Origin of the sequence: Caballeronia sp. LZ024, from assembly GCF_031451455.1 — a bacterium.
Taxonomy (GTDB): Bacteria; Pseudomonadota; Gammaproteobacteria; order Burkholderiales; family Burkholderiaceae; genus Caballeronia; species Caballeronia telluris.
The window spans coordinates 704,739-730,738 of sequence record NZ_JARUXL010000004.1; the positions used below are offsets into that span (position 1 = coordinate 704,739).

Annotated in this window: 21 protein-coding genes and 1 riboswitch; of the genes, 12 read left to right on the plus strand and 9 right to left on the minus strand. The window is 63.8% G+C overall.

Annotation, left to right across the window (positions count from 1 at the left end):
• Positions 1–2 precede the first annotated feature (2 nt).
• Positions 3–239, minus strand: a complete 237-nt coding sequence (locus QCE48_RS25390) for a CbtB-domain containing protein (protein WP_309783090.1) — start codon at positions 237–239, stop codon at positions 3–5.
• 35 nt (positions 240–274) lie between these two features.
• Positions 275–399, minus strand: a riboswitch (cobalamin riboswitch).
• Between the two features lie 42 nt (positions 400–441).
• Here QCE48_RS25390 and QCE48_RS25395 point away from each other — a divergent pair.
• Positions 442–996, plus strand: coding sequence for a histidine phosphatase family protein (locus tag QCE48_RS25395; RefSeq protein WP_309783092.1), 555 nt, complete (start codon positions 442–444; stop codon positions 994–996).
• Positions 997–1,046: 50 nt separating this feature from the next.
• On the opposite strand, the gene QCE48_RS25400 is transcribed toward QCE48_RS25395, so the two are convergent.
• Positions 1,047–1,331, minus strand: coding sequence for a hypothetical protein (locus QCE48_RS25400; protein WP_309783094.1), 285 nt, complete (start codon positions 1,329–1,331; stop codon positions 1,047–1,049).
• Between the two features lie 85 nt (positions 1,332–1,416).
• A complete protein-coding gene (gene lhpI, locus QCE48_RS25405; RefSeq protein ID WP_309783098.1) occupies positions 1,417–2,349 on the minus strand; it encodes a bifunctional Delta(1)-pyrroline-2-carboxylate/Delta(1)-piperideine-2-carboxylate reductase in 933 nt (310 codons plus the stop codon).
• Between the two features lie 248 nt (positions 2,350–2,597).
• Here lhpI and ppk2 point away from each other — a divergent pair, with 248 nt between their 5' ends.
• Positions 2,598–3,494 carry a polyphosphate kinase 2 gene (gene ppk2 / locus QCE48_RS25410; protein WP_309783100.1) on the plus strand — a complete coding sequence of 299 codons (897 nt, stop codon included), beginning with the start codon at positions 2,598–2,600 and terminating at the stop codon, positions 3,492–3,494.
• 22 nt (positions 3,495–3,516) lie between these two features.
• On the opposite strand, the gene QCE48_RS25415 is transcribed toward ppk2, so the two are convergent.
• From QCE48_RS25415 to QCE48_RS25435, 5 genes are all read right to left on the minus strand, one after another.
• Positions 3,517–3,729, minus strand: coding sequence for a hypothetical protein (locus tag QCE48_RS25415; protein ID WP_309783102.1), 213 nt, complete (start codon positions 3,727–3,729; stop codon positions 3,517–3,519).
• A gap of 153 nt (positions 3,730–3,882) precedes the next feature.
• Positions 3,883–5,415: an efflux transporter outer membrane subunit gene (locus QCE48_RS25420; RefSeq protein ID WP_404982153.1), complete on the minus strand. Its 1,533-nt coding sequence runs from the start codon at positions 5,413–5,415 to the stop codon at positions 3,883–3,885.
• Between the two features lie 5 nt (positions 5,416–5,420).
• The gene (locus QCE48_RS25425; protein WP_309783104.1) at positions 5,421–8,618 is read right to left on the minus strand and encodes an efflux RND transporter permease subunit; all 3,198 of its coding nucleotides are present in this window, start codon (positions 8,616–8,618) and stop codon (positions 5,421–5,423) included.
• A 28-nt stretch (positions 8,619–8,646) separates the two neighbouring features.
• Positions 8,647–9,831, minus strand: a complete 1,185-nt coding sequence (locus QCE48_RS25430; RefSeq protein WP_309783106.1) for an efflux RND transporter periplasmic adaptor subunit — start codon at positions 9,829–9,831, stop codon at positions 8,647–8,649.
• A 54-nt stretch (positions 9,832–9,885) separates the two neighbouring features.
• The gene (locus QCE48_RS25435; RefSeq protein ID WP_309783108.1) at positions 9,886–10,722 is read right to left on the minus strand and encodes an alpha/beta hydrolase; all 837 of its coding nucleotides are present in this window, start codon (positions 10,720–10,722) and stop codon (positions 9,886–9,888) included.
• 197 nt (positions 10,723–10,919) lie between these two features.
• Between QCE48_RS25435 and QCE48_RS25440 the strand changes: the two genes are divergently transcribed.
• The 3 genes from QCE48_RS25440 to QCE48_RS25450 all read left to right on the plus strand — a co-directional run bounded on the left by QCE48_RS25440 (position 10,920) and on the right by QCE48_RS25450 (position 12,781).
• Positions 10,920–11,933 carry a LysR family transcriptional regulator gene (locus QCE48_RS25440; protein ID WP_116563164.1) on the plus strand — a complete coding sequence of 338 codons (1,014 nt, stop codon included), beginning with the start codon at positions 10,920–10,922 and terminating at the stop codon, positions 11,931–11,933.
• A 303-nt stretch (positions 11,934–12,236) separates the two neighbouring features.
• Positions 12,237–12,590 carry a DUF4148 domain-containing protein gene (locus QCE48_RS25445; RefSeq protein WP_309783110.1) on the plus strand — a complete coding sequence of 118 codons (354 nt, stop codon included), beginning with the start codon at positions 12,237–12,239 and terminating at the stop codon, positions 12,588–12,590.
• A 35-nt stretch (positions 12,591–12,625) separates the two neighbouring features.
• Positions 12,626–12,781 (plus strand): hypothetical protein, encoded by a 156-nt coding sequence (locus QCE48_RS25450; RefSeq protein ID WP_309783112.1) that lies wholly within the window; start codon positions 12,626–12,628, stop codon positions 12,779–12,781.
• Positions 12,782–12,954: 173 nt separating this feature from the next.
• On the opposite strand, the gene QCE48_RS25455 is transcribed toward QCE48_RS25450, so the two are convergent.
• Complete coding sequence (locus QCE48_RS25455) at positions 12,955–15,477, minus strand: adenosylcobalamin-dependent ribonucleoside-diphosphate reductase (RefSeq protein ID WP_309783113.1); 2,523 nt, start codon at positions 15,475–15,477, stop codon at positions 12,955–12,957.
• 262 nt (positions 15,478–15,739) lie between these two features.
• On the opposite strand from QCE48_RS25455, the gene QCE48_RS25460 reads away from it, so the two are divergent.
• The 7 genes from QCE48_RS25460 (at position 15,740) to mobB (ending at position 25,972) form a co-directional block, all read left to right on the plus strand.
• The gene (locus QCE48_RS25460; protein ID WP_309783115.1) at positions 15,740–17,035 is read left to right on the plus strand and encodes a nitrate/nitrite transporter; all 1,296 of its coding nucleotides are present in this window, start codon (positions 15,740–15,742) and stop codon (positions 17,033–17,035) included.
• Positions 17,036–17,064: 29 nt separating this feature from the next.
• Positions 17,065–18,450 carry a NarK family nitrate/nitrite MFS transporter gene (locus QCE48_RS25465; RefSeq protein ID WP_309783116.1) on the plus strand — a complete coding sequence of 462 codons (1,386 nt, stop codon included), beginning with the start codon at positions 17,065–17,067 and terminating at the stop codon, positions 18,448–18,450.
• Positions 18,451–18,598: 148 nt separating this feature from the next.
• Positions 18,599–22,339, plus strand: a complete 3,741-nt coding sequence (locus tag QCE48_RS25470) for a nitrate reductase subunit alpha (protein ID WP_309783117.1) — start codon at positions 18,599–18,601, stop codon at positions 22,337–22,339.
• Positions 22,336–23,889: a nitrate reductase subunit beta gene (narH, locus tag QCE48_RS25475; RefSeq protein ID WP_309783120.1), complete on the plus strand. Its 1,554-nt coding sequence runs from the start codon at positions 22,336–22,338 to the stop codon at positions 23,887–23,889. Before QCE48_RS25470 ends, narH begins: the two co-directional genes overlap by 4 nt.
• Positions 23,890–23,903: 14 nt before the next feature.
• Entirely contained in the window at positions 23,904–24,557 is a 654-nt protein-coding gene (narJ, locus tag QCE48_RS25480) for a nitrate reductase molybdenum cofactor assembly chaperone (protein ID WP_309783784.1), read from the plus strand.
• 19 nt (positions 24,558–24,576) lie between these two features.
• Positions 24,577–25,254, plus strand: a complete 678-nt coding sequence (narI, locus tag QCE48_RS25485) for a respiratory nitrate reductase subunit gamma (RefSeq protein ID WP_404982307.1) — start codon at positions 24,577–24,579, stop codon at positions 25,252–25,254.
• Positions 25,255–25,429: 175 nt separating this feature from the next.
• Complete coding sequence (mobB, locus tag QCE48_RS25490; protein WP_309783124.1) at positions 25,430–25,972, plus strand: molybdopterin-guanine dinucleotide biosynthesis protein B; 543 nt, start codon at positions 25,430–25,432, stop codon at positions 25,970–25,972.
• The last annotated feature ends 28 nt before the right edge of the window (positions 25,973–26,000 follow it).

Sequence of the window (26,000 nt, forward strand, 5' to 3'; positions counted from 1 at the left end):
CCTCAGTGACAGGGAAAGCCGAGCAGATGGCGCCCGTCGTGGACGAATTCGTGGATATAGGTGCCCGAGAAGATGGAAATCGCGCCCTGCTCCGCGCCGACGAAGTAAATCGCGATCAGCAGAATGAGGCCGATGAAGATGGCCCACGGAAGCACTTCGCGCACCGGAATGGGTATCGGTGCATCGTTTGCGGGCGAAACGGCGGCGCCGCCATGAGCGGAAGCTGCGAGAGGATTCATGTCGTTCTCCAGGGAATGCGCGTCCCAACAGATGAAGCGGAAGGAAAGAATGCAGCGGGGGTCTGACTCGCGCGCGCGCCGCATCGGCACACACGCTCACAGTGGCGCGACCGTGCCGGGTTTTCACCGACTTCCTCGCACTGCAAGCTTGCCATTCTAGGAGGATCGACGGCAAAGTAAAGCGTCTACGGAGGATTCAAACATGAACACCGAGTTGATCCTGCTCTGCCACGCCGCCACGCACGCGATGAAGGCGGGCATCTTTCCCTCGCACGACGACGCGATCAATCCGGCCGATTGCATCGATCTCGCCAACCGGCTGCGGATGAACGGACGGCGCGTCGTCACGGCGCCAGCGCGGCCGGCGCGCGAAACGGCGGCGGCGCTCTCGGCGGATGCGTCGGTCGACCTGTCGTTCGCCGATCTCGACTATGGCCGATGGCACGGCCGTTCGATTCGGGACGTGCACGACGAAAACCCGCAAGGGCTCGCGGCGTGGCTGTCCGATCCTTCGAGCGCGCCGCATGGCGGGGAAAGCATCGAGCAGCTCGCGGCACGCGTAATAAGCGGGCTCGAGCTTTATGCGCGCGGCGAGCCGCATGTCATCGTCACGCATGCGATCGTGGTCAAGATCGTGCTCGCGCGCGTGCTGGACGCGCCGATCGCGTCGGTCTATGCAATGGACCTGGAGCCGCTCGCGCCGGTCACCATCGTCGGCGGCGAGGCGCACTGGCGCCTGCGCGTACCAGCCTGCTGAACGCGATTTAGTCAGGCAAACCGCGCATTTGTTACGCGCTTATGAAAAAGCTACGCCTTGGCGCCGCGTGCCATGCGTTGCAGCGTCGACGAATCGATCGCGCCCGCGCAGATGCGCACCGCCTCCGACAGCGTGCGCGGCCGCCCCGAGCCGAACTGTGCCTCCAGCATCGCGACGGCGCGCAGGCGCTCGTCGTTGCCGAGCTTTTCGCCGGTCGCCAGCTCCAGCACGGAGATGAAATAGGCCGCGGGCGGGGTCGCGCGGTCGAGGCTCGCCGTGGCGGCGTCCCATGAAGCGGCGGGCGACGGCGCCCATTTGTCGTGTCGACTGTTCATTGTCCAATCCGGTTCAAAGCAACTGGGTTCCGTTGTGAGCAAGGAGCATTCCAGGCGGCGAACGACGCAACGACCGCGAGCGCGCTCAGTGTTCCGACAACACATCGCGCGCGACGCGGCATGCAGCAAGGTCCCACGCTGCGCAACCGACTGTCTTGAGCAACAGCGGCCTCGCGCCGCGGGTGCCATCGTCGCGAAGCACCTTGGCGAGCGGCTGCACGACGTCCCAGTCGATGCCGGCCTGGATCAGATCGCCTGCTTCGTGGCGCGCGCCGGCGGGATCGTCGACGTAGACGGCGCTTCCGAGCACCGTCGACGCCGCGATCTCCGCCGCATCGGACGTGAACGCGCCGACGCCGATCACAAGCCGCCCCCGCCGTGCCGCCAGCGTGTAGACCGGCGTCTTGCTGGTGGTCGTCGTGATGACGACGTCGACGGAATCGGGAATATCGCCGGCGAGCGGCGTCAGGTACGCGGACAGCGCGCCATGCGCCGCGCAAAACGCCTCGGCGCGCGCAGGCTGCGAGCCCGCGATCAGGATGCGCGCCGCCGGAAAGAGGCTCGCCAGCGCCTCGATGTGGTGGATCGCCTGCTTGCCGGTGCCGATCACCAGCACCTCGCCGGGCGCGGGGCCGAAGAGGCTGCGAATGCCGAGCATCGTCACGGCGGCCGTGCGGCGGCCGGTCACCGTGGGTCCGTCGAGCATGAATTGCGGCACGCCCGTCGATGCGTCGTAGGCCGTGACCTGGCCGTGGATCGTCGGCAGGCCGAGCGCGCGATTGCGCGGGCACACGTTCACGAGCTTGTGCATCGCGAGGTCGCGCGCGCTCGCGGGCATCGAGAGCATCACCGCGCCCTCGGCGAGCGGCACCACCATGCGCTCGGGGCTCGCGATGCGGCCGTCGGCGTACTCGATCATCGTGGCTTCGAGCGTCGTGACGAGGCGGTCGTAGGGCAGGAGCCGGGCGGTCTGGGCTTCGTCGAAGACGGGGATGGCGGCGGCTTTCGTGTCGGTCATCGTGAGGTCGCCTTGGGCTGGACAGGATACGGTCCATTCTACCGACCGGCGCGCATCGGAAACGATGGGATGCGACGCCCGCCGCGTCGAAGTACGATGCTGCTTAGTCGCGCCAAGCGCGCTGAACCTTGCATCGACCCCAATACGGCGCGCGTCACACGCCTGACACCGTCGACCGGGACAATCGGCCGTCCCGCCGGATCGCAAGCCGGATCGCGCCGTGCGCCAGCACATCAACGGAGCCCATCATGATTTCGCAAGACAGGCAGCGCCGCTTCGAAGCGGACCTGATCGACAGCTACGACGAAGAACTCGAGATGGAACTGGATGATCGCCTGCTCGACGGCGAAAGCGCGTTCACCGAGGAAGCCCGCGCGCTGCGCAAGCTCTATTTTCGTGAGCTGTTCCGGCTGCAGGGCGAGCTTGTCAAGTTGCAGGACTGGGTGGTGAATACGGGGCACCGGCTCGTCGTGATCTTCGAAGGGCGCGATGCCGCCGGCAAGGGCGGCGCAATCAAGCGCATCACGCAGCGGCTCAATCCGCGCGTGTGCCGCGTGGCCGCACTGCCCGCGCCGAACAATCGCGAACGCACGCAATGGTATTTCCAGCGATACGTGTCGCAACTTCCGGCGGGCGGCGAGATCGTGCTGTTCGACCGCAGCTGGTACAACCGCGCGGGTGTCGAGCGCGTGATGAATTTCTGCAGCGACGAAGAGTATGAGGAATTCTTCCGTTCGGTGCCCGAGTTCGAGAAGATGCTGGTACGAAGCGGCATCCAGATCATCAAATACTGGTTCTCGATTACCGATGACGAGCAGGAAGTGCGCTTTCAGGCGCGTATCGAAGATCCGCTGAAGCAGTGGAAGCTGAGTCCGATGGATCTGGAGAGCCGTCGGCGCTGGGAGGCATATACGGTCGCGAAGGAGATTATGCTGCAGCGCTCGCACATTCCGGAAGCGCCGTGGTGGGTCGTGCAGGCAGTGGACAAGAAGCGCGCGCGGCTCAATTGCATCAGCCACTTGTTGAGCCAGGTGCCGTATCACGAGATCGAGCATCCCGGGATCGAACTGCCTGCACGCGTGTACAACGACGATTATCTGCGGCAGCCGGTGCCCGAAAGCATGATCGTGCCGGAAGTGTATTGATGCGTTGCGCCGCCGTGCGGCCTTAGCAGTGGCAGTGATGGCAGACCGCGCGGGATTCGCCGCGGCTCGCGCGCGGCCTGAAGACCGCTTTGAACACGTATTGCGATCCCTTTGCCACGACGACCAGCGTGACCTGCGCGAGGTTGAAGTCGAGGGTCACCATCAGGCGCATCAGCACGAGCAGCGGCAGGACGACGGCCGGTTGATACAGTTGTCTTTCGATCAAGGCTCTCATTGCAAGCTCCCATTCCATGATTTGAATTCTACGGAGCGAGCACTTCCGGATAAAGGTTCCCGGGGTGAAGACATATGTTCGCAATCGCGAACAATATGGGCACCGGCGCCTGGGACGGCGTGTTCGACATCGCGTGCCCCAGGCGCCAGCGATTCACCGCTGTGCCAGCGACGGCTCCACGACCGGCACGGGCATCGAATCGCCCCATCCACCGCCAAGCGCGCGAATGAGATTTACCGTCGCGACGGCCTGCGTCCGCGCAAGCTGCACGGCAACCCGCTGCGACTGCAACACCGTCCGATCCGCGTCGATGACATCGAGATAGTTCACCGCGCCCTCCTTGTATTGCGTGCGCGACAACTGCGCCGCCCGCGACGACGACTTCACCGCGTCCGCCTGCGTGCCCGTCTGCTCTTCGAGGATGCGCAAGTCCGAGAGGTTGTCCTCGACTTCCTGGAACGCGACCAGCACCTGCTGCCGGTAATTCGCCACGTCCTCTTCATACACGGCGCGCGCGTTCGCGAGGTTGCCCTTGCGACGCCCGCCGTCGAAGATCGGCATCGACAGCGCCGTGCCGACGAGCGGTCCCAAAAGGAACGTACGGCTCGACCACTGGAACAGGTCGCCGAGCGTCGCGGACTCGAAGCCACCCGCGCCCGTCAATGTCAGCGACGGAAAGAACGCGGCCTTCGCCACGCCGATGCGCGAATTCGCCGCCGCCATCGCGCGCTCGGCGGCTGCGATATCCGGCCGGCGCTCAAGCAACGACGAAGGCAGCCCCGGCGGCACGCGAATCTCGACAGGCTGCAAAGGATTCGCCGCCATCGAGAACTGCGCGGGCGCCTTGCCGAGCAGCACCGCAAGACCATGCTCGGACGCGGCGCGCAACCGCTGGATCGTCATCGTGTCGGAACGCGCCGTCGCGAGTTCGGACTTCGCGCGCGCCACGTCGAGTTCGCTGATATCGCCTTCGGTGAAGCGGCGCTGGACCAGCTTCAGCGCTTCTTCACGCAGGCTCACCGTGCGCGTGAACACGTCCATCTCGGCATCGAGCTCGCGCAGGTTGAAGTAGTTCTGCGCGACGTCCGCCTGCAACGCCAGTTGCACCGAGCGGAACAGCGCCTCGCTCTGCTGCGTGTCGGCCCTCGCGGCATCGACGGTCGATGCCACGCGTCCGAACAGATCGACTTCATACGACGCGCTCGCCTGCGCGCGCCACAACGTCTGCGCGGGCACGTTCACGCTTTGCGGCTGCAACTGGGACGCCGGCGAAAGCTTCTCGCGCGTCGGGCCGAAGCCCGCGTCGATGGTCGGAAAGAGCCCGGCGCGCGCCGTCTGGTTGATCGCCCGCGCTTCCTTCACGCGCGCGGCCGCGGCCTTCAGGTTCTGGTTCGCGTCGGCGGCCTGGTGTTCGAGGTCGTTGAGCGTCGCGTCGCCGAAGATCGTCCACCATTCGCCGCGCATCACCTCTTCCGACGGCTCCGCTGTCTTCCACGTGCCGGCCTCGGCGGGCGAAATCTTGTCAGCAGACGCGGTCGATTCGACCGGCGTTTCCTTGAACGCGGACGGCGCGTTCACATCGGGCTTCTCGTAGGTCGGCGCGAGCGAGCAGCCCGCGACCACGAGCAGCGTCGCCAGCAGCCCCGACAACCCCAGCCATCGTTTGGATAACGACTTGTTCATCATGTCCCTCACTGCGCCTCATACGAGGCATTAATTCCGCGCATCTGCGGATGCGTGCCGTGCTTGTCGGTGATGTGTTCGGTGCGTGCGAGCTTGCGCAGCAGCACGTAGAACACGGGTGTGAGCATCAGCCCGAAAAGTGTGACGCCGAGCATGCCGAAGAACACCGCGATCCCCATCGCATGACGCATCTCCGAACCGGCGCCCGTCGAGAGCACGAGCGGCACCACGCCCATGATGAAAGCAATCGACGTCATCAAAATCGGGCGCAGCCGCAGCCGGCTCGCTTCGATCGCGGCCTGCACGATCGAGCGTCCCTGCATTTCCAGTTCGCGTGCGAATTCGACGATCAGGATCGCGTTCTTCGCCGACAGGCCCACCAGCACCATCAAGCCGATCTGCGTGAAGATGTTGTTGTCGCCATCGGTGAGCCACACGCCGAGCAGCGCCGACAAGATGCTCATCGGCACGATCATGATGATCGCGAACGGCAGCGTGAGACTCTCGTACATCGCGGCGAGCACCAGGAACACGAGCAGCACGCTGATCGGGAAGATCCAGAGCGCCGCGTTGCCCGCGAGGATCTGCTGATACGTGAGATCGGTCCATTCGAACTTGATCCCGCGCGGCAGCGTTTCGGCCGCGATGCGTTCGGCGGCCGCCTGTGCCTGACCCGACGAGTAACCGGGCGCCGGACCGCCGTTGATGTCCGCGGACGTATAACCGTTGTAGCGCACGACCATCTCGGGACCGTAAGTCGGCGAGACCTTCACGAGCGACGAGAGCGGCACCATTTCGCCATTGGCATTGCGCGTCTTGAGCAAGCCGATGTCATCGGCACTCGCACGGAACGGCGCATCCGCCTGCACCCGCACCTGATACACGCGGCCGAAGCGGTTGAAGTCGTTCACATACAGCGAGCCGAGGTACACCTGCATCGTGTTGAAGACATCGGTCACGGAAACACCGAGTTGCTTCGCCTTCACGCGATCCAGATCGACGTTCAGTTGCGGCACGTTGATCTGGTAGCTGGAGAACGTCGGTCCGAGTTCGGGCGTCTGCGATGCGCGCTTGATGAAGGCCTGCGTTGCGTCGTTGAGCGCTTCATAGCCGAGCGCGCCGCGGTCTTCGAGCTGCATCTTGAAGCCGCCGAGCGTACCGAGTCCGAGCACCGGCGGCGGCGGGAACACGGCGATGAACGAGCCCTTGATCGCGGCGTACTTCTGGTTGAGCGCGCCTGCAATCGCGCCGGCCGACAGTTCCTTCGTCTTGCGGTCATGGAACGGCTTGAGCGTGACGAACACGATGCCCGCGCTCGACGAATTCGTGAAACCGTTCACCGACAGCCCCGGAAATTCCACCGCGCTTTCCACGCCCGGCTGCTTGCGCGCGATGTCCGTCATCTGGCGCACGACCTGCTCGGTGCGATCGAGCGAGGCGCCGTTCGGCAACTGCGCGAAGCTGATCAGATACTCCTTGTCCTGCGCGGGCACGAAGCCGCCGGGCACGACCTTGCCCATCAGCACCGCGCCGCCGAGCAGCACGGCGTAGATCGCCATCATGATCGCCTTGCGGCTGATCACCTTCGATACGCCCTTGCCATAAGCTTCCGAACCGCGATGAAACACCTTATTGAAGCGCTTGAAGAAGCCGCCGAAGACGCGATCCATGCCGCGCGTGAGCCAGTCCTTCGGCTCGTCGTGGCCCTTCAGAAGCATCGCGGCGAGCGCGGGCGAAAGCGTCAGCGAGTTGAACGCGGAGATCACCGTCGAGATCGCGATGGTCATCGCGAACTGCTTGTAGAACTGGCCCGTCAGACCCGACATGAACGCGAGCGGCACAAACACGGCCACCAGCGTGAGCGCGATCGCGATGATCGGCCCGCTCACTTCGCGCATCGCCTGATAGGTCGCTTCCCGCGCGGAGAGCCCGGACTCGATGTTGCGCTCCACGTTCTCCACGACCACGATCGCGTCGTCCACCACGATACCGATCGCGAGCACCATCCCGAAGAGCGAGAGCGCGTTGATCGAGAAGCCGAATGCGAGCAACAGCGAGAACGTCCCGATGATCGACACCGGCACCGCCAGCAGCGGAATGATCGACGCGCGCCACGTTTGCAGGAACACGATCACGACCAGCACGACGAGCGCAATCGCTTCGAGCAGCGTATGAATCACGGCTTCGATACTGGAGCGCACGAACTGCGTCGGGTCATAGACGATCTGGTATTCGACGCCCGAAGGCATGTCCGCCTTCAGCTCCTTCATCGTCTCGCGGACCTGATCGGAGATCTGCAGCGAGTTCGCGCCCGGCTGCTGGTTGATCGCGATCGCGACCGCCGACTTGTTGTCGAGCAACGAACGCAGCCCGTATTCCGATGCGGCGAGTTCCACGCGCGCCACGTCGTGAAGACGCGTGACCGCGCCGTCAGGCGACGTCTTCAGCACGATGTCCTTGAACTCGGCCTCGTTTTGCAAACGGCCTTGCGCGTTCACGTTCAACTGCACGGGCACGTTCGGCAGCGTCGGCGACGAACCGATCACGCCGGCCGCAACCTGCACGTTCTGCTCGCGGATCGCGTTGACGACATCGCTCGCGGTCATGCCGCGCTGCGCGACCTTCTGCGGATCGAGCCAGATGCGCATCGAATAGTCGCCGGAGCCCCACAGTTGCACCTGCCCCACGCCCCCGATCCGTTCGAGCCGGTCCTTCACGTTGATCAGCGCATAGTTGCGCAGATACGTCATGTCGTAGCGGCCGTTGGGCGAATTCAGGTGGACCACCATCGTGAGCGTCGGCGACGACTTGATCGTCGTCACGCCGAGGAGCTGCACATCCTGCGGAAGGCGCGGCATGGCCTGCGACACGCGGTTCTGCACGAGCTGCTGCGCCTTGTCCGGATCGGTGCCGAGCTTGAACGTGACGGTGATGTTGAGATTGCCGTCGCTGTTCGCCTGTGACTGCATGTACAACATGTTCTCGACGCCGTTGATCTGCTCTTCGAGCGGCGAGGCCACCGTTTCGGCGATCACCTTCGGGTTCGCGCCCGGATACTGCGCGTGCACCACCACCGACGGCGGCACCACTTCCGGGTACTCGGAAATCGGCAGCTTGAACATCGCGATGACGCCCGCGAGCAGCACGATCACCGATAGCACGCCCGCAAAAATCGGGCGGTCGATGAAGAATTTGGATATGTTCATGATCGTTCTTCTGAGCTTGGAGCGCCGCTTACGACGCTGATTTCGGTGCGGGCGCGTTGTTCGCCATCGCGACGCCGTTCGCCTTCACGACATCGTTCGGACGCACACGCTGCAGGCCGTTCACGACGATGCGCTCGCCGGGTTCGAGTCCCTTCGCGATCACGCGCAGTCCGTCCTGCTGCGTGCCGAGCGTGACTTCGCGGTACTGCACGCGGTTGTCCTTGTCGACGACCATCACGTACTTCTTGTCCTGGTCGGTCCCTATCGCCGCATCGTCGACGAGCACGGCCGGGTGCGGCGTGCCGCCGCCCACCTTGATGCGCGCGTAGAGACCGGGCAGGAGCGAGCCGTCGGCGTTGTCGAAGCGCGCGCGCACGCGGATCGTTCCGGAACTCGTATCGATGCGGTTATCCACCGACGCGACCGCGCCTTCGCGCGAATAACCTTCTTCGTTCGCGAGGCCGAGCGACACCGGCACCGTCGCCTTCGAGTCGCGGCTCAGATAGCGCAGATAGGTTTGTTCGTCGACGTCGAACGAGGCGTAGATCGGCGAGACCGACACGAGCGTCGTCAGGAGCGGCGCGTTCGCACCGGTCGAGACGATGTTGCCCACCGTCATCTCCGCGCGCGACACGCGGCCCGACACGGGCGCAACGATATTCGTGTAGGTCAGGTTGATCTTCGCGGCTTCGAGCGCGGCCTGCGCGGACTTCACGCCCGCGACAGCCTCGCGCGCGGCGTTCTGCTTCTCGTCGTAGTCGCGTTTGGCGATCGCGTTATCGGACAGCAGGCGCTCGGCGCGTGCCGCATCCGTCGTCGTGTAGCCATTGCGCGCCTGCGCGGCCGCGAGCTGCGCCGCTGCGCGATCGACCTCGGCCACATACGGACGCGGATCGATCGTGAAGAGCGGATCGCCCTTCTTCACGAGCGCGCCGTCCTTGAAATGCACCGCGACGATCGTCCCCGGCACGAGCGGGCGGATGTCCACCTTGTCGACGGCTTCGAGCCGGCCCGAGTAGCTCTGCCAGTCGGTGATGGTCTTCGAGACGACGGTGGCGACGTCTACTTCGGTCGCCGTCGCGCTGTGGGCCGCGGCTTGCGCGCTGTTCACGGGCGCGTCGCCATGACCGCGCCAAGCCGTATAGCTACCGATGCCCGCGACCACGAGCGTGGCGCCTAGCGCCGCATAAATGCGTTTGCGAGTGAAGAACATGTCGAAAGCTCCAATAAAGTCGTTGAGTTTTTTTTGTCCCGCGTGCGGCGCCGGTCAAACCGGCTTCGCCAGCGAGAGACGTTTTCTGAAGAAGGCGACGACGTCGGCCAGTGCGGCCGGATGCGTCGCGAGACCCTTGTGCGAGGCGCGGCAATGGCGCGTGACCTCGGTCGGGATGCCTGCGGCGATCAATTCGCCCGCGTACTTTTCGGCTTCGATGTGCAGCAGGTCGTGCTCGGCACTCGCGATCAGCGCCGGTGGCAGACCCGCGAGACGGCGCGATTCGAGCGGCGCCGCATACGGGTGCAGCCGTTGCGAAGCGTTCGGCAGATACGCGCGATAGCAGCGCGCGCATTCACTCATTCCGAGATCGGTGCCCGTCACCTTCCGTTCGTCGGCGAGACGCGTGAGGCTCGGATCGAGAAGCGGCGCAAGCAAGGCCTGCGCCGAAATCGTGATATCGCCGCGATCACGGGCAATGGCCGAGAGACAGGTCGCTAGATTGCCGCCCGCGTCGTGTCCGGCCACACCAATCCGGTGCGGATCCGCGCGCTGTGCGCGTGCATTCGCGACCGCCCACTGTGCAGCGCGATAGCCGTCTTCGGGCGCGGCGGGAAACGGAAACGCGGGCGCCAGCGAATAACCGACCGACACGACCCACGCAGGGGTGTCGCGTGCGATGGTCGCGGCGGCGATCTCGGCGTCGTCGAGCGTGCCGTGCGTAAAGCCGCCGCCGTGAAAATAAAGCACAATCGGCAGGACGGTGCCGTCCGGCGCGGGGCGATAGCTGCGCAGCACGATCGGCTGAGCGTGTCCCGCGAGTTGGACTTCTTCGATGCAAAGCCTCGAAGGTGTCGTTTGACTCAGCCCCTGATCCAGCGTTGTTGCCATGGTTTTTGCGGCGCGTTTGCGCCATCCCACCTGAGTTGCGATGGGACGAATTCTGGTGCCCGCAGGTTTTTAGATAAATGCCTATAATCCGGCAACACAATTCGGTCGCACTGAACAATCGCGACTCGACATCCTTAATCGTTTGTTAGCAGCGCGCTTAATTCCCGGCGCTGCAATGCTTTTGACGGTGAGAGAACATGGATCGGCTACAAGCTATGCAGGTGTTCACACGCGTTGTCGACACCAACAGCTTTTCGCGCGCCGCGGATACGCTCAACCTCCCGCGCGCGTCGGTGACGACGATCATCCAGAACCTCGAGGCGTTCCTCAACGTGCGGCTGCTTCAGCGCACGACCCGGCGTCTGAATCTCACGCCCGATGGCGCCGCGTATTACGAGCGATGCGTGCGCATCCTCGCGGACATCGAGGAAGCCGAGGGCTCGTTCGCGACGAGCGCCAAGGGTCCGCGCGGCAAGCTGCGCGTGGATATGCCCGGCGCGATCGGACGCAATATCGTGATGCCCGCGCTGTGCGAATTCCACACGCGCTATCCGGATATCGAACTCATGGTCGGCTTCGGCGACAAGCCCGTCGATCTGATCCAGGAAGGCGTCGATTGCGTGATTCGCGTGGGCACGCTGCAGGATTCGAGTCTCGTCGCGCGGCGCATCGGCGTGTTTCAGGGCCTGACCGCTGCCGCTCCGCAGTATCTGGAACTGCATGGCATGCCGAAGACCATCGAGGATCTCGAACACCACACGGCCGTGAACTATTTCTCGAGCCGCACGGGCCGCGTGATCGACATGGATTTCGTCGTGGACGAAAAGACGATCGAAGTGAAGATGCGTGGCAAGATCGCCGTGAACGATGCGGAAGCCTACTTGAGTTGTGGCGTGAAGGGCGTCGGGCTCATTCAGGTGCCGCGCTTCATGGCGCTGCCGTTTCTGCAAACGGGCGAACTGGTCGAAGTGCTGCCGCAGTGGAAGCCTTTGCCCATGCCGATTTCGGCGGTTTATCCGCACAACCGGCATCTGTCGCAAAAGGTGCGCGTGTTCGTCGACTGGGCCGCAGAACTGTTCGAACGCTGCCCGCTGCTCTCGGGCCAGGAAGACGCCGAAGGCCGCTGCCTGCCGACGAGCACGTCGTCTTCGTCGAAGATGGTCCGGTATGGCACGCCCGAAGTCGCGGGCACCGTCGATGTGGTTGCATAGCTAACGGGTTCGCGTCTGTTTTTCGTTTGGCAAGGGCGTTCGATCGAACGCCCTTTTTGTTTTTTGTCCCTTCGGACACTGAGTCTATTGCACGTTCAGGCGGGTAGCGCCCCGCCGAATCCCCCGCCCCACAAGGCGCTCCGCGATTGTTCGCCGGACTCGATTAATCTTTTCGCACTTCGCACATTTATCCGCGGTCGCGGCTTGACTACATTTCGTCCTGTCGCAGCGTAGCCGGGTTGATCGAACCGACGCTGCTTATCGAATTTCTTCGAACATTCACGCATCGACAGGAGCGTCATCATGAAAAGCCAACTGATCGCAGGTTTAGCGCTTGCCGCCGTTTCGGCTGTCGTTTCGACGACCGCTTTCGCCGACGGCGGTCAGGGCATCGGCCGCGCGGGCACGTATCAGGTGCAGACGACGACCGCGCAAAGCACCAAGACGCGCGCCGAAGTGCGTGCCGAACTCGCCGCCTCGTATTCGGACGGCACGCTGCCGGCGCTCAACCGCAACACGTATCCGGACAAGAGCATGGCGGGCGAAGCGGTCGCCGCGCAGTCCGCACGCCGCGCCGCCCTCGCCGAGCAGCACAACCGCGAGATCGTGGAATACGCGAACGGGTCGGTGACGCAAAGCGGCGCCGCGGCTCATTGAGTGGGCAGGGCGCGAGCGCAACGGAGAGAAAGATCATGAACGACAACACACCGCTCGAGCAGTTTTCAGCCCTCGACGATTGGGCACCTTCCGCGCCCGTCTGGCGTCCTTATGTACAGGAGCGGACCAGCATGCCGCGCACAGTGGAATGCCGGGCCGCGGAAGCCGGAGCGTCGACGTGGGCGCAGTAATCGTCGCGGCAGTCTTCGTCATCGCGACGATAGCGGGGCCGCAAGTCGTTTCCGATGCGGCCCGCTCGCAGGTAGAGCAAGCGGTGACGCAGGCTTCGCACCCGTCGTCAGCTCAAACCGTCACGCCGTCGCCCGCGGCGGATACGCGAGGCTGAACGCCTCGCGCGGCCCGTTCAACCGCACGCGCCGATTTCTCCACACGCGGTGCAGAAGTCGCAACCGTCCTTGCGAATCACCGCATTGGCCCCGCACGTGGAGCACTTACGTCCGTGCATACGCATGAGCGAATGTGTATCGTTGGTCGACGAATCCAGTTGCGTCGGATCATCCTGGTCTGTTTCGCCGAGCACAGGCTGCGCGGCCAGCGCTCGCATGTGACGCTGCGCGAGCGCGCGCGACGGCACCTGATTGCCCTCCGCATCGAGAAAGCCACGCCGATACAGAATCTGCTGGATCGCATACGCGAGCGCCGCGACTTCCGAATCGTGCCAGCGCGGGCTTCGATGGCCGTCGAGCCGTTCGACATCGCCGAGACGCACCTGACCGCGATCCCACGAGACCTTGCGCATGTCCTGCAGATTGCGCGCGACGAACCCCCCGCGCGCGGCTAGCGATAGCGAACGCATGGTCGCCGTGATCCACTGCTGCGATTCGTCGCGCTGGCCGGTCGGGATGAAGAACTCGATCGGACGCTCGATGGTCACGTCCTCGCCGCCCTGCCGCCCCGTTACCTCGATGAACGAGACCGCGACATAGAGCGATTTCTTCCCCGCCTGCGTCAGATACTCGACCTTCTCGATGATCGCGGGCAGTTCGCCGCGCGGCCGGTGGTCGATCGCGATGCGCAGCGGGTCCTGCTCCAGATCCGGGTCCGGCGAATCGGCGGGCGTCGTCTCCGGCGTGACTGACAGCACCGCGCCCAGCGTCTCGTTCGGCCGGTATGTCGCGAGCCCTTTCAGCCCGCGCCGCCACGCTTCGAAATACAGGTCCTGGAACTTGTCGAAGGGATAGTCGGCGGGAACGTTGACGGTTTTCGAAATCGACGTGTCGACGAAAGGCTGCACCGCCGCCATCATCTCCAGATGGTCATGCGCGGACATCTGCAGCGCATTCACGAAGTAATCGGGCAGCGCATTCACGTTGCCGCCCAGCTCGCGATACAGCCGATAAGCGTGATCTTCCACCGCAAACGACTGCCGCCCGCCATCGGCCATGCGTTTCGTGCGCTGGTAGGTCCACGCGAACGCGGGCTCGATGCCGTTCGATGCGTTGTCGGCGAACGCGAGGCTCACGGTGCCGGTCGGCGCGATGGAAAGCAGATGACTGTTGCGGATGCCGGTCTTGCGGATGTCTTCCTTGATGTCCTCGGGCAAGCGCGAAGCGAACGTGCCCTCTTCCAAGTACTGCTTCGCCTTGAAAAGCGGAAACGCGCCGCGCTCGCGAGCGAGTTCGACCGACGCGCGATACGCTTCGTCACGCATGGTGCGCGCGACACGCGTTGCGAATTCGCGGCCTTCGGGCGCGTCATAGCGGATGCCGAGCATCACGAGTGTGTCGCCGAGACCCGTGAAGCCCACGCCGATGCGCCGCTTCGCCTCCGCCTCGCGCGCCTGCTCGGGCAGCGGCCAGAGCGTGACGTCGAGCACGTCGTCGAGAAAGCGCACCTGGATGCGCGTGGTCTTTGCGAGCGCGTCCCAGTCGAATGACGGCGTGCCGCCGCGTTCCTGCGCGAAGGCGTCGCGCACGAAGCGCGTGAGATTGAGCGGCCCCAGGTTGCAACAGCCATAAGCGGGCAACGGCTGCTCGCCGCACGGGTTCGTCGCGCGGATCGTCTCGACGCCGCGCAGATTGTTGTCGTCGTTCATTCGCGACATGAATACGACGCCCGGTTCGGCCACGTCGTAGGTTGAGCGCATGATGACATCCCACACTTCGCGCGCCCGCACTTCGCGATATACCCACATGCCGTCGTCGCGCCGCCGCAGGTCGCCCGACGCGCGAAGCGACGGCGCGGGCTCCGCGCGATGCACGAGTTCCCAGCCTGCGTCGTCGGCGACGGCCTGCATGAATTCGTCCGACACCGCCACAGACACGTTGAAGTTGTTCCAACGCCCTTTCTCGTGCTTGGCCGCGATGAAGTCGAGCAGGTCGGGATGCGTGCAGTCGAGGATGCCCATCTGCGCGCCGCGCCGCGAACCCGCGCTCTCGACCGTGCGGCATGACGCGTCGAACACGTCCATGTAGCTGCAGGGTCCCGACGCGGAGGAGCCGGTGGAATGAACGCGCGCGCCCTTGGGCCGGATCGCGGAAAAGTTGTAGCCGACGCCGCCGCCGCGCCGCATCGTCTCGGCCGCCTGCAACAGCGCCACGTAGATGCCCGGCAGGCCGTTTTCATCGACACCCTGGATCGCGTCGCCGACCGGTTGCACGAAGCAGTTGATGAGCGTCGCCTCGATGCCCGTGCCCGCCGCGCTCATGATGCGGCCCGCGCCGAGCGCGCCCCGCCGGAAGTTGTCGACGAAGTCCGCTTCTATCTTCTTGCGCAGCGCCTCGGGTTCGGCCAGCGCGACACCGCGCGCGACGCGCCGGTAGATGTCCTCCACACGGCTTTCGTCGCCCTTCGCGTACTTCTCGATCATCACGTCGATGGAAAACTGCTGCGGTGCAACCGGAGTGTTGAGATTGTCTTCAGCCATGTTCTTCCTCGAAAACGCGCGGGCGCCGTGCATGTGATGCACAGCCCGATCCGCAAACACGATTCAAGACGATAGCGCGATTGCGCAACGAGCGCCAAGTCTCTGCGGCGATGTTTTTTCGGATTACGCCTTCCGGAGTAGCTCGAACGAACGAGTGGTGTCGTGTCGCCCTGTCCCTTTGGTGAATGGTCAGCGCATTACGCGCGAGGCAAGCTTTGGACCCGTTCGTTGCCTCTACTTCCAACCCGATCGCTCCCGCACGATGACTGCCGTATGCAAGACCCAGACCAGCCCGTTCGAACAAGACCCGCGCGCGTGGCGCGTGCTCTGGTCGAGCACGTTTGCATTCACCATCTGCTTCGCGATCTGGATGATGTTCGCCATTCTCGGCATTCCGCTGAAGGAGCAGCTCGGGCTCACCGACACGCAATTCGGCATGATCGCCGCGACGCCCGTGCTGTCGGGCTCGCTCGCCCGCGTGCCCCTCGGCATCTGTACCGACCGGCTGGGCGGGCGCATCGTCTTCCTTGTCACGATGCTCGCCACCGTGGTGCCGCTCTGGCTCATTTCGCATGCCACCGAGTTCTGGCAGTTCATCGTGCTCGGCCTCATGGTCGGACTGGCGGGCGCGTGCTTCTCGATCGGCACGCCCTACGTCGCGCGGTGGTTTCCGAAGTCGCGACAGGGTTTCGCGATGGGCATCTTCGGCGCCGGTAACTCGGGGGCGGCGCTGACCAAGTTCGTCGCGCCCGTCCTGATCCTGAGCGCGGGCACGTGGACCATCGTGCCGAAGGTCTACGCGACCGTGATGCTCGTCACGGCGCTCGCATTCTGGCTGACGTCCGCGAACGATCCGTCCCATCGCGCGCCGAAGGCACGAACTAATGCAAGCAGTCGCGACGCGCGGATGGATGTGCGAGCCTGGCGCTATTCACAGTACTACTCCGTCGTGTTCGGCGGATATGTCGGCCTGTCGCTGTGGATGCCGCACTACTACGTCAACCACTACGGCTTTGCCATCGAACAGGCGGCGCTCCTTGCCGCGTGTTTTTCGCTGCCGGGCGGCGCACTGCGTGCGATCGGCGGCTGGCTCTCCGACCGCTACGGTGCATACCGGACGACATGGATCGTCATGTGGATCGTGTTCGTCTGCTTCTTCGTGCTCAGCTATCCGGAAAGCGATTTCACGGTTCGTTCGGCGAACGGCCCGATCGGCTTTCACATCGCGATCTCGCCAACCCTGTTCACCGCGCTGATGTTCGTCGTCGGCATTGCAATGGCGATCGGCAAGGCCTCCGTCTTCAAGTTCATTTCGAACGACTACACCGACAACATCGGCGCCATCTCCGGCGTCGTCGGCCTAGCAGGGGGCCTCGCGGGCTTTGCACTGCCGATCCTGTTCGGCGCGCTCGTCGACCTGACCGGCGTGCACAGCACCTGTTTCATGCTCCTCTTCGGCGCGACTGCCGTCAGCCTGATCTGGATGCACTTCTCGTTCCGTCCAGTCGGCGCGGCAGAAGCGCGCGACAAATCCGCCGCCCGCAACGCGGCTGTCTGATCCATCCCCGCATCAACCAAGACGACATCATGTCCAACCAAGTCCTGACCAATTGGACGCCGGAAGACCCGGCGTTCTGGAAATCCGGCGGCGCGTCCGTCGCCAACCGCAATCTGTGGATTTCAATTCCCGCGCTGATGCTCGCGTTCGCCGTGTGGTCGCTATGGAGCGTCACCGTCGTGAGCCTCGAAAAAGGCGGCTTCCACTTCAGCAAGAATCAGCTGTTCTGGCTGACTGCCCTGCCCGCGCTGTCCGGCGCGACGCTGCGCATCTTCTATTCATTCCTCGTACCGGTTTTCGGCGGTCGCCGTTTCACGACGTTCTCCACGGCCACCCTGCTGATTCCCGCGCTCGGCGTGGGCTTCGCGCTGCGCGATCCGTCCACGAGCTATCCAACCCTGCTGGTGCTCGCCCTGCTGTGCGGACTCGGCGGCGCGAACTTCAGTTCGTCGATGGCAAATATCAGCTTCTTCTTCCCGAAGGCGAAGAAGGGATTTGCGACCGGCCTCAACGCAGGCATCGGCAATCTTGGTGTGTCGCTCGTGCAGTTCGTGACCCCGCTCGTGATCGCTTCGAGCGTGTTCGGCGCGTTGGCGGGCGGCGGCACGACGTTCGTCAAGAACGGCATTGAGCACGGCATCTGGCTGCAGAACGCAGGATTCATCTGGGTGCCTTTCATCGTCGTGGCAACGCTCGCGGCGTGGTTCGGCATGAACGACATCGCTGATGCGAAGGCGTCCTTCGCGGAACAGGCGGTCATCTTCCGGCGCAAACACACTTGGCTCATGTGCTGGCTCTATGTCGGCACGTTCGGTTCGTTCATCGGCTTCTCGGCAGGGTTTGCGCTCCTGACCAAGTCGCAGTTCCCGACAGTCGATCCGACCGCCTATGCGTTTCTCGGGCCGCTCGCCGGTGCGCTGACGCGTCCGGTCGGTGGCTGGATCTCCGACCGGCTCGGCGGCGCGCGTGTCACGCTCGGCACCTTCATCGCGATGATCGCGGCCGTGTTCGCCGTCGTCCATTTCCTGCCGGGCAACGGTGCAGGAGGCAGCTTCGACGGTTTTCTCGTGACCTTCATCCTGCTCTTCGCGCTGACGGGCATCGGCAATGGATCGACGTTTCGCATGATCCCCGTGATCTTCATGACGCAGCACCAGCGCGAGGCGCGCGGCCAGGACGACGCCACGCTGCGCCGCGCGCAGCAGGAGGCGGGCAAGGAGTCCGCGGCCGTGTTGGGCTTCGCGGGAGCGCTCGGCGCCTATGGCGGCTTCTTCATTCCGAAGACGTTTGGCTCCGCGCTCGAACTGACCGGCTCGGCCGTGCCCGCGCTCTACGTGTTCGTCGCGTTCTATGCGACATGCGTCGCGATCACGTGGTTTTGGTACGCGCGCCGCGGCGCCGGCATGCCTTGCTGATCCGACGGACTACGCCTAAAGACGTAACCCGCCTTCAACCTATGGCGAATAGCCAAGCGCAACGCCTGCGCCTATGCTGACCCGATCCGCTTCCGCCTGGCTTTCTTTCTCGCCGCCAGGCGCGAGAAGCGCCGCTTGGAGATAAAAAATGAGTCACTTTCTTGACCGGCTGAAGTTTATGAAACGCACCCGGTCGACGTTTTCCGATGGTCACGGCGCAGTCGTCGATGAAGACCGCACGTGGGAGAACGGCTATCGCAATCGCTGGCAGCACGACAAGGTCGTGCGCTCCACGCACGGTGTCAATTGCACCGGTTCGTGTTCTTGGAAGGTGTATGTCAAGAACGGTCTGATCACGTGGGAAACGCAGCAGACCGACTATCCCCGTACCCGCGCCGATCTGCCGAATCACGAACCGCGCGGGTGTCCGCGTGGTGCGTCGTATAGCTGGTATGTGTATTCGGCGCAGCGCGTGAAGTATCCGATGATTCGCGGGCGTCTCATCGAAATGTGGCGCGAGGCGCGCAGGACGCTCGATCCGATCGACGCATGGGAATCGATCAGCCAGAACCCCGAAAAGGCCGCGCGCTACAAGCAGGTGCGCGGACTCGGCGGCTTCGTGCGCGCCAACTGGGACACGGCCACCGAGATCATCGCGGCGGCCAACGCGTTCACGATCAAGAAATTTGGCCCGGACCGCGTGATCGGCTTCTCGCCGATTCCGGCGATGTCGATGGTTTCCTACGCGGCCGGCGCGCGCTATCTGAGCCTGATCGGCGGCGCGTGCCTCTCGTTCTACGACTGGTATTGCGACCTTCCGCCCGCCTCGCCGCAAGTCTGGGGCGAACAGACGGACGTGCCCGAATCCGCCGACTGGTACAACTCCACGTATCTCATGGTATGGGGTTCGAACGTCCCGCAGACCCGCACGCCGGACGCGCATTTCTACACCGAAGTGCGCTACAAGGGCACCAAGACCGTGGCGGTATCGTCGGACTTTGGCGAAATGGTCAAGTTCGGCGATATCTGGCTCGCACCGAAGCAAGGCACCGACGCCGCGCTCGCAATGGCGATGGGTCACGTCGTGATGAAGGAGTTTCATGCGGTGCAGGCGCCGCGCACGTCCTCGTACCTGCGCGACTACGTGAAGCAGTACACCGACATGCCGATGCTCGTGCTGCTGCGCGAGAACAACGGCACGCTGGTGCCCGATCATTTCCTGCGCGCCTCGCATCTCGCGAACAATCTCGGCGAAGCGAATAACCCCCAATGGAAGACACTGCTCGTCGACGACGCCACCGGCGAAATCGTCGCACCGAACGGCACGGTCGGCTTCCGCTGGAACGAAGCGGCGCATAACGACGGCGAAAAGGTCGGCCGCTGGAATCTTGAACTGAAGGACGGCGGCAGCGGCGGCGCGATCGATCCGCGCCTGTCGTTCGTGAAAGCAGGCGCACACGACGAGATCGTCGACGTCGGCTTTCCCTACTTCGGCGGCGAACACGGCGCGCTGCTCCAACGCCGCGTGCCGGCGCGACGCGTCACGCTCGCGGACGGCACGAGCGCGCTCGTCGCCACGGTCTTCGACTTGCAGATGGCGAATTACGGCGTCGACCAGGGGCTCGGCGGCCCGAATGTCGCGCGATCTTTCGACGATGACGTCCCCTGCACGCCTGCCTGGCAGGAAAAGCACACGACGGTGCCGCGCAAGCTCGTGATTCAGGTCGCACGCGAATTCGCCGAGAACGCTGAGAAGACGCATGGCAAGAGCATGGTGATCGTCGGCGCGGCGCTGAATCACTGGTATCACAACGACATGATCTATCGCGGCATCATCAACCTCCTGATGATGTGCGGCTGCGTCGGTCAAAGCGGCGGCGGCTGGGCGCACTATGTCGGGCAGGAAAAGCTCCGGCCGCAATTCGGCTGGGCGCCGCTCGCGTTCGCACTCGACTGGACCCGCCCGCCGCGGCAGATGAACGGCACGTCGTTCTTCTACAACCACACGAGCCAGTGGCGGCACGAGAAAGTCGCGCTCGACGAAGTGCTCGCGCCCACGGCCGACAAGTCGAAGTACGCGCGGCTTTCGATGCTGGACCTGAACGCGAAGTCCGAGCGCATGGGCTGGTTGCCGAGCGCGCCCCAGTTCGCCACCAATCCGCTCGACCTTGCGGACGCCGCAACACAAGCCGGCAAGGAGCCTATTGACTACGTGGTCGAACGACTGAAGTCGGGCGCACTTGGCTTCGCGTGCGACGACCCGGACAATCCCGTGAACTTCCCACGCAACATGTTCGTGTGGCGTTCGAACATCCTCGGCAGTTCGGGCAAGGGACACGAATATTTCCTCAAGTACCTGCTCGGCACGCAGAACGCCTTGTTCGCCGACGAAGCCGATGCGATCAAGCCCGGTGAAGTGAAGGTGCGCGAAGCGGCCGAAGGTAAGCTCGATCTGTTGACGGTGCTCGATTTCCGCATGAGCACGACGTGTCTGTATGGCGACATCGTCCTCCCGACCGCGACCTGGTATGAGAAGGACGACCTGAATACGTCCGACATGCATCCGTTCATTCACCCGCTTTCGGAGGCCGTGCAGCCGCTGTGGGAGAGCAAGACCGACTGGGAAATCTACAAGGCGATCGCGAAGAAGTTTTCGGAGATCGGCGGGCCGGCGCTCGGCAAGCGTCGGGACATCGTCTGCACACCGCTCATGCACGACACGCCGGGCGAGCTCGGCCAGCCGTTCGAGCCGAAGGACTGGCGCGCCGGCGAATGCGAACTGATTCCAGGCAAGACTGCGCCGTCGATGACAGTCGTAGAGCGCGATTACAACGATATCTACCGAAAGTTCACGTCGGTCGGGCCGCTGCTCGACAAGCTCGGCAACGGCGGCAAAGGCATCAACTGGAACACGGCGCATGAGGTGGGTGAACTGGCGCATCTGACGCGCACCGTCTCGGACCCCGGCGTGAGCCAGGGCCGTCCGAGGCTCGACACCGCCATCGATGCCGCCGAAATGATCCTGACCTTCGCACCCGAAACCAACGGACATGTGGCGGTCAAGGCGTGGGAGGCGCTCTCGAAGATCACCGGTCGCGATCATACGCATCTCGCTATCGGCCGCGAACACGACAAAATCCGTTTCCGCGACGTCCAGGCGCAACCACGCAAAATCATTTCCGCGCCTACGTGGTCGGGCCTCGAATCGGAGGAAGTCAGCTACAACGCCGGCTACACCAACGTGCACGAACTCATTCCATGGCGCACGCTCACCGGCCGTCAGCAGTTCTATCAGGACCACCGCTGGATGCTCGACTTCGGCGAAGGCTCGTGCGTGTACCGCCCGGCCATCGACACCAAGACCATCTCGCCGATGCTCGGCGCCAAGCCCAATGGCGAACATGAACTCGTGCTGAACTGGATCACGCCGCATCAGAAATGGGGTATCCATTCCACTTACACGGACAACCTGCGCATGCTCACCCTTTCGCGCGGCGGTCCGCACGTGTGGGTGTCGGAAACGGAAGCCCGCGAAGCCGGACTCGTCGATAACGACTGGGTCGAAGTGTTCAACGTGAACGGCACGCTCACCGCGCGCGTCGTCGTGAGCCAGCGCGTGCCGCGCGGCATGTGCCTCATGTATCACGCGCAGGAGAAGATCGTGAATGTGCCCGGAGCGGAAACCAGCGGCATGCGCGGCGGCATCCACAACTCCGTCACGCGCACGGTGCTGAAGCCTACGCACATGATCGGCGGCTATGCGCAGCAGGCGTATGGCTTCAACTACTACGGAACGGTTGGATCGAATCGCGATGAATACGTGATCGTCCGCAAGATGAAGAAGGTCGAGTGGCTGGAAGGCCCGCTGAACGAAGGAGCAGTCGCATGAAGATCCGCGCGCAGGTAGCGATGGTCCTGAATCTGGACAAGTGCATCGGGTGCCACACGTGCTCGATCACGTGCAAGAACGTGTGGAGTTCGCGTGACGGCGTCGAGTATGCGTGGTTCAACAACGTCGAGACGAAGCCGGGAATCGGTTTCCCGAAGGAATGGGAGAATCAGGAGAAGTGGCAAGGCGGCTGGAAGCGCAACGCCGACGGGAAAATCGAACCGCGTCAGGGCGGTAAGCTCAAGGTGCTCGCAAATCTGTTCGCCAATCCAAACCTGCCCGCCATCGACGAGTACTACGAGCCGTTCACCTACGACTACGAGCATCTGCAGAAGGCTCCGCTGTCCCAGACGCCGCCCACCGCCCGGCCCGTCTCGGTGCTCACCGGCAAGAAGATGGACAAGATCGAATGGGGTCCGAACTGGGAAGACGATCTCGGCGGCGAGTTCGCCTCGCGCGGCCGCGACAAGCTGTTCGACCAGGTGCAAAAGGAGATGTACGCGACGTTCGAGAACACCTTCATGATGTATCTGCCGCGTCTGTGCGAACACTGCCTGAACCCGGCGTGTGTCGCCTCGTGCCCGTCGGGCTCGGTCTACAAGCGCGAGGACGACGGCATCGTGCTCGTCGATCAGGACAAGTGCCGCGGCTGGCGCATGTGCATCTCCGGCTGCCCGTACAAGAAAATCTACTTCAACTGGCAGAGCGGCAAAGCGGAGAAGTGCATCTTCTGCTACCCGCGTATCGAAGCCGGACAGCCGACCGTCTGCTCGGAAACGTGCGTCGGGCGAATCCGCTATCTCGGCGTGATGCTTTATGACGCCGACAAGATCGGCGAAGCCGCATCGGTCGAGCGAGAGCAGGACCTGTATCAGTCGCAGCTCGACGTGTTTCTCGACCCGCATGATCCGCAGGTGCAGGCCGAGGCGCTGCGCCAAGGCATTTCACAAAGCTGGATCGACGCGGCGCGCAAGTCTCCTGTCTACAAGATGGCGGTGCAGTGGAAGGTGGCATTTCCGCTGCATCCGGAGTACCGGACGCTGCCGATGGTCTGGTACATCCCCCCGCTCTCTCCGATCCAGTCCGCGGCGGAAGCCGGCCACATCGGCATGGACGGCGTCATCCCCGACGTGAAGAGCCTGCGCATCCCGATGCGCTATCTCGCCAACCTGCTGACTGCGGGCGACGAGCGCCCCGTGCTGTCCGCGCTCGAACGCATGCTGGCGATGCGCGCGTTCAAGCGGGCCGAGACGGTCCACGGACGCGCGGAACCAGAGCTACTCGACGGCACGGGCCTCACTGCAGCGCAGGTCGAGGACATGTACCAGACGCTCGCCATCGCCAACTACGAGGACCGCTTCGTCGTGCCGTCGTCGCACAAGGAAATGGTCGAGGACAGCTTCAACGAAAAGGGCAGCTGCGGCTTTTCGTTCGGAAACGGTTGCTCGGGCGGGGCGTCCGAAGGCTCGCTCTTCGGCAAGAAACCGCAAGGCAGTGTCGTATTCGCCGACATGCCCAAGTCGCGCAAGAAAGCAGGAGCGCAGTCATGACGGAAGTTGCAACGATGTCGATCTATCCCATTCTCGCCGCGCTGCTCGATTATCCCGAACCGGACCTGCTCGCTGCGCTCCCCGACATCGAAGATGCGCTATGCGCGTGGCCCGAAGCCGGGCGTCAGTTGAAGCCGCTCGTCGCGATGTTGAAGCACCAGTCGCTCATCGCGTCGCAGGAAAACTACGTCGGTACATTTGATCGCAATCCGTCGCATTCATTGCATCTCTTCGAACACGTGCACGGTGAAGGCCGTGATCGCGGACAGGCGATGGTCGATCTGCTCGACGAGTATCGACGCCACGGTCTCGACATGGCGTCGAACGAACTGCCAGACTATGTGCCGCTCTTCCTCGAAGTGCTGGGCATGATCGATCCGGCCCAGGCGCACGCGCTGCTCGGCGAAGCGATCCACGTGCTCGCGGCGCTCGGCGAGCGGCTCGCGCGCGGCAAAAGCCCGTATGCATCGGTATTCGACGTGCTGCGCTCGATGACGGATGTCGTGCCAGAGACCCGCACCGAGCCGCCCGTGCGCGACATGGACGAAGCGCTCGAGATGTTCGGCCCGGGTTCGGACGGCGTCGAGCCGTTGCTGGCCTCGCGAATGACCACGCCCCTCGCGCAGCCGGTGCATTTTTTTCCGCGCGGCGCGGCAGCCACCCACTGAAAGGAAATTCGACGTGTCCATGGTCCATCAATTCTTCTTCGGAATTTATCCGTATATCGCGGCAGCAATCTTCCTGTTCGGCAGCCTTGCGCGTTTCGAGCGCGAACAGTACACCTGGAAGTCCGACAGTTCGCAGATGCTGCACCGCGGCGCACTCCGGCTCGGCAATATCCTCTTTCACGTCGGCATACTGGGGCTCTTCTTCGGACATCTCTTCGGCCTGCTCACACCGGTTGCCGTCTGGGACTGGCTCGGCGTCGCGCACGGCACGAAGCAGCTCGTCGCAATGGTCGCCGGCGGCGTGATGGGTACGCTGTGCCTCGCCGGACTGCTGATCCTCGTGCACCGGCGGCTGACGAATGCCCGCATTTCCGCCGTCACGAAACGCGGCGACAAGCTGCTCCTCGTCTGGATTCTGGCAACACTGTTGCTCGGCCTCTCGACCATCGGCGTTTCGACGCAGCACATGGACGGCCATATGATGGTGCTGCTCATGACCTGGGCGCAGCACATCGTCACCTTGCGGGGAGACGCGGCCAGTCTCATCGCGGATGCGCCGATTCTTTTCAAGCTGCATCTCTTCATGGGCATCACGCTGTTCGCGATCTTCCCGTTCACGCGCCTCGTGCATGTGTGGAGCGGATTCGCGTCCGTCACGTATCTTGGGCGGGCGTGGCAGCTCGTTCGCCCGCGTTGACGCTCGCGGTCCGCAGCCGCCGCATGGTCCGCGGCGTTTTGCCGCTACACTGCTGTTCGCTGTCGACGCGCGTCGGCGCTGTCGGCCATGCGGGACAGCTGCTTTAATCACCGAAAAGAACCGTTGCGGCCACTTTCATCGAAGGGGGCGGCAAAAAACCGAACGGACCACACGCATGATTTCAGCAAAGCCGCCGCTCTTCGGCATCTCCGGCCGTTCCGGCCAGGGCAAGACCACGTTGATCGAAGCGCTTCTGCCCTGGCTGCGCGCGCGCGGCCTCGTCGTCAACGTGATCAAGCACAGTCATCATTCGATCGAGCTCGAACCGGCGCACAAGGACAGTGCGCGCTTTCGGCATGCCGGCGCGGGCGAGGTTCTGATCGCATCGCCGTATCGCTATGCGATCGTGCGGGAACTGCGCGACGAGCCGGAGCCCTCCCTCGATGAACTGGCGGCCCGCCTCGCGCCAGCCGACCTCACGATCGTCGAAGGTTACACGCGCGAATCGCTTCCGCGTCTCGAGGTCGTGCGCGCGGAGCTCGCTACCGAGCCGCTTTACAAGACCGACGCGGCCATTCTCGCGATCGCAAGCGACGAACCCGGCGCACTCGCAACCACGCTACCGGTCCTGCCGCTGAACGACATCGACCGAATCGGAGAATTCATCTGCAAGACCGTCCATATCAATTTCAAGACGCCGCGCACGCGGGATAATTGAGCTTTCAACCACAGGCCACCAGCAGCAG